The sequence below is a fragment of the Streptomyces sp. MK37H genome (assembly GCF_018035285.1).
Classification (GTDB): Bacteria; Actinomycetota; Actinomycetes; order Streptomycetales; family Streptomycetaceae; genus Streptomyces; species Streptomyces endocoffeicus.
In genome coordinates this window covers 1-4221 of sequence record NZ_JAAAYH010000598.1, presented here as the reverse complement: position 1 = coordinate 4221, position 4221 = coordinate 1, and the positions used below count along the sequence as shown (strand labels likewise).

Sequence of the window (4221 nt, the reverse complement as noted above, 5' to 3'; positions counted from 1 at the left end):
TCATCCGTCGCGGACGTCAGCTGTTGTCGGCGTCATCCATCGCGGATGTCAGCCGTTGAAGGCGCCGAAGGCCTTGGTGAACGCGAGCTCTTCCTGGTCGATCGAGCTGCAGGTCGGCGACGCGGTGTCCTGCGGGCTGGGGCACTGCTTGTCGCGGGTCGCGGACCACATCGACAGCCAGGCCAGGCCCTTGGACTTGGCGAACTCCACCAGCTGGGAGGCGTCGTCGACCTTGAATATCTCGTTCTTGACGTCGTTGACGCCGATCATCGGAGTGACCGCCACGGTCTTCCACGCCTCGTCGTCGCTCAGCCCGAGCGCGTCCTTGATCTGCCCCTGGGTCGCGGTGGCGGCGTCGATGGCGTACTGGCCCATGTCGTCGTCGAAGGACGCCCCGTAGTCCATCGCCATGATGTTGACGGCGGAGACCTTCACGCCGTTCTTCTTGGCGTCGGCGACGAGGTCGACACCGTCCTGGGTGAGGCCGGTCGGGAGCACCGGCAGGGTGAAGGAGACATCCAGGTCCGAGTGCTGCTCCTGCAGCTTGGCTATCGCCTGGGCGCGGCGGGTGTTGGCCTCCTTGTTCGGGAGCGCGCTGCCCTCGATGTCGAAGTCGACCTTGGTGAGCTTGAGCGCGTCCACGACCTTGCCGTAGGCCGCGGCGAGCTCGTCCGCCGAGGTGCAGGCAAGGCCCAGCTCGGAGCCGGAGGCGCCGCCGAAGGAGACCCGGACGTCGCCGCCCTTCGCGCGCAGCGCTTCGGTCTGCTTGGCCACCTCGTTGTCACCGACCTCGGTGACGCCGCCCCACTTGGGGGTACAGCCGCCGCCGGAGGTGATGAAGGCGAGGTTGAACTCCTTGACGCCGGTCTTGTCGGCGGTGCCCACCATGTCGTAGGCGGGGTAGAGCGAGGTGTCGATGTACGGGGCGAAGCCGCCCGCCGCCGCGGCGGGCTTCGCGGAGGCGGAGGTCTTCTCGGAGACGGTGCCCGCGTTCGCCGCCCCGCTGAGCGCGAACGCCGTGCCACCGGCCACGACGGCGGCGGCGGTCGCGCCGATCACCTTGGTGGTCCGGCTCGCCTTGCGACGGTGCGTGCTGCTCATCAGGTGCCTGCCTTCGCTGTACGGATGTGGGGGGTTGGTGGTGCGGGCGACACGCTAGCGAGGGGAAGTCGGACAAACGGCAGGATCCGTGCACGGGCCACGGATCTTATGGCTGCCTTAAGGAACCCATCGGCGGCGATTAATGCTCCGCGGGCTCCTTGGGCCGGCTGCGGCCCCGGGTCCTCTTCTTACGGCCGCGCCGCCGCTGCCCAGGGTCGGCGGAGCCGGCGCCGTTCAGCGAGAGCCACACCCGTACCTCGGTACCGCCCAGCACGGACCGCCCGATCCGCAGATCGCCGCCCGTGGACTCCGCGACCCGGCGCACGATGTCCAGGCCGAGGCCGGTCGAGCCGGGGCCGCCGTCGCCGTGGCCCCGGCGGAGCGCCGCGTCCGGGTCGGCGATGCCGGGGCCCGCGTCGGAGACCAGGATGATCACGCTGTCCTCGCCGTTGTGGACGTCGACCGCGAGCGCCGTGCCCTCGGGCGTGTGCCGGAAGACATTGCCGAGCAGGGCGTCCAGCGCGGCGCCCAGTTCGGGGCGGGCGACCGGCACCCTTACGGTGCGGTCGACCCCGGCCAGCCGCACCGTACGGTCCTCGTCCTCGGCGAGCGCGGACCAGAACTCCATCCGGTCCCGGATCACCTCGGAGGCGTCACAGCCGGAGGGGGTGTGGGTCTTCTGCTGGCGGGCGGTGCGGATGATCTGGTCGACCTCGCCCTCCAGCTGGGCGACGGCGGCGCGGGTCTGGTCGGCCGCCGGTCCCTCGCCCAGCGAGGCGGCGTTGAGGCGCAGCACGGTGAGCGGGGTGCGGAGCCGGTGGGAGAGGTCGGCGGCCAGCTCGCGCTCACTGGCCAGGAGCTGGACCACCTGGTCGGCCATGGAGTTGAACGCGGCTGCGGCCGCCCGGAGTTCGGCCGGGCCGTCCTCCGGGACGCGCACCCCGAGCTCGCCCCGGCCCAGGTCGTGAGCGGCCTCGGCGAGCCGCCCGGCGGGGCGCACCAGCCGGGTGCCGAGCCGGTCGGCGATGGCCACCGCGCCGACGATCAGCGCCAGGCCGACGCCCGCGAGCACCAGCCACGACGTGGTGACCCCGCTGGTGACCACGCCACGCGGGACATACACCTCCACGACCGCGACCTGACCGCTGCTCAGCGCGGTCGGCTGGAGCAGTGCATAGCCCCCGGGGGCGCCGGACACCGAGGCGCGGCCGAGCCGCCGCGCGGTGGCCAGCTCGCCCTTGGGCGCACGGCTCTTGCCCAGGTCGTAGCCGCTCCCCCGCTCCCCCGGCTCATCGGGGACGTGCACCGCCATCCGGCCGTCCCCGCCCGCCTGGGTGCTGGCGACCGCGCGCTGCAGCCGCGCCCGCTCGGTGGTGATGGCGAGCGCCGGGCCGATGGTGGCGGCCTGCCGCTCGGCGTCGGCGAACGCCCGGTCCCGGGCCAGCTCCTTGACGACGAGTCCGAGCGGTACGGCGAAGGCGACCACGACCATCGCCGTGACCGCCAGACAGACCTTGACCAGGGCCCATCTCACGTGTGCTCCGCCGGGGGCTCCAGTTTGACGCCGACCCCGCGCAGCGTGTGGAGATAGCGCGGCCGGGCGGCGGTCTCGCCCAGCTTGCGGCGCAGCCAGGACAGATGGACGTCTATGGTCTGGTCGTCCCCGTACGCCTGCCGCCAGACCTCGGCGAGGAGCTCCCGGCGCGGCACCACGACGCCGGGCCGCCCGGCGAGATAGGCCAGCAGGTCGAACTCCCGCCGGGTCAGATCGAGCGTCATCCCGTCCAACTGGGCCTGGCGGCGCAGCGGATCGACGGCCAGCCCGCCGACCCGGAGCACCGCCGGGGGCGCCGCCGCGCCGCCCGGCTCGCCCGCCCCGCCCCCGCGGGCGCGGCGCAGCACGGCGGTCATCCGGGCCGAGAGATGGGCCACGGAGAACGGTTTGACCAGGTAGTCGTCGGCGCCGTCGTTGAGCAGCCGGACGATCTCACCCTCGTCGTCACGGGCGGTGGCCACGATGACCGGCACATCGGTGATGCCGCGCAGCATCTTGAGCGCCTCCGCCCCGTCCAGATCGGGCAGGCCGAGGTCCAGGATGACGACGTCGAATCCGATCTGCGCCACCTCGCGCAACGCCTCCAGGGCGGTGCCGACGCTGCGCACGGTATGGGACGCCTCGGTCAACTGCCGTATGAGGGCTGAGCGCACGAACTGGTCGTCCTCGACCACAAGCACACTTGCCATGAGCGGCACCGTACGCCATTCGGGTGAGGCAAGATGAGGAAGATGCAAAGAGGTCTGGTCCAATGTCTGGCCTGGGTGCTGGCGACCGGCGCCGCGGTCACGCTGTCGTGGTACGGCGTGCGGACGGTGCTGACCGGTACGGCCTACGACCCGCCGCGCGCGCTGCCGATCGCGGACGGCTCCGGGTCGGCGAACGGGGCCTGGTCCTCCTCCACGCACCGGCCCAAACCGCCCTCGCCCTCGGCCACTTCACCGTCCTCGCCGTCCTCGCCCTCGCCTCCCGGGACGGACGCGGCGTCCGGCGGGGCCAAGGGCAAGGAGTCCGGTTCGGCCGGGCGCACCCGGAAGCCGACGCAGACGCCGTCCCGGCGGGAGTCGGCACGGCCGGAGGAGAGCGGGGAGGTGCGCAGCTATCCGGCCAAGGGCGGCCGGGCGGTCTTCGACATCCGGGCGGCGTCGGCGGATCTGGTCTCGGCCACGCCAGACGGCGGATGGCAGATGCGGGTGTGGAAGCAGAGCGAGTGGATCCGGGTGGACTTCGTCTCCGGGGCCGACACCACCACCATCTTCTGCACCTGGCACGACGGCCCGCCCCAGGTGCGCATCGACGAGCATTAGGGCTGCATTAGGGCGCGTCCGAGGGATCTTGGCGCCTGCGGCGGGCTGTTCCCCTACCCGTCCCTTCCCACAACTGGGGCTCCGCCCCAGACCCCGGGGTCCGGCTCCGCCACGCAATCCGGCCCCGCCGCGTGGTGGGGCTCCGCCCCAGACCCCAGGGTCCGGCTCCGCCACGCAATCCGGCCCCGCCGCGTGGTGGGGCTCCGCCCCAGACCCCAGGGTCCGGCTCCGCCACGCAATCCGGCCCCGCCGCGTGGT

General features: G+C 72.6%; 4 protein-coding genes. 1 reads left to right on the top strand and 3 read right to left on the bottom strand.

Features of this window, described 5'->3' with window-relative positions; translation table 11 throughout:
• Positions 1–48: 48 nt before the first annotated feature.
• The 3 genes from GWI24_RS41290 to GWI24_RS41280 all read right to left on the bottom strand — a co-directional run bounded on the left by GWI24_RS41290 (position 49) and on the right by GWI24_RS41280 (position 3345).
• On the bottom strand, positions 49–1101 hold the full coding sequence (locus GWI24_RS41290; RefSeq protein WP_210951162.1) for a chitinase: 1053 nt from the start codon (positions 1099–1101) through the stop codon (positions 49–51).
• Positions 1102–1240: 139 nt separating this feature from the next.
• Positions 1241–2635, bottom strand: a complete 1395-nt coding sequence (locus GWI24_RS41285; protein WP_210951161.1) for a HAMP domain-containing sensor histidine kinase — start codon at positions 2633–2635, stop codon at positions 1241–1243.
• Entirely contained in the window at positions 2632–3345 is a 714-nt protein-coding gene (locus GWI24_RS41280) for a response regulator transcription factor (protein ID WP_210951160.1), read from the bottom strand. Before GWI24_RS41280 ends, GWI24_RS41285 begins: the two co-directional genes overlap by 4 nt.
• 42 nt (positions 3346–3387) lie before the next feature.
• Between GWI24_RS41280 and GWI24_RS41275 the strand changes: the two genes are divergently transcribed.
• Entirely contained in the window at positions 3388–3963 is a 576-nt protein-coding gene (locus GWI24_RS41275; RefSeq protein ID WP_210951159.1) for a hypothetical protein, read from the top strand.
• Positions 3964–4221 lie beyond the last annotated feature (258 nt).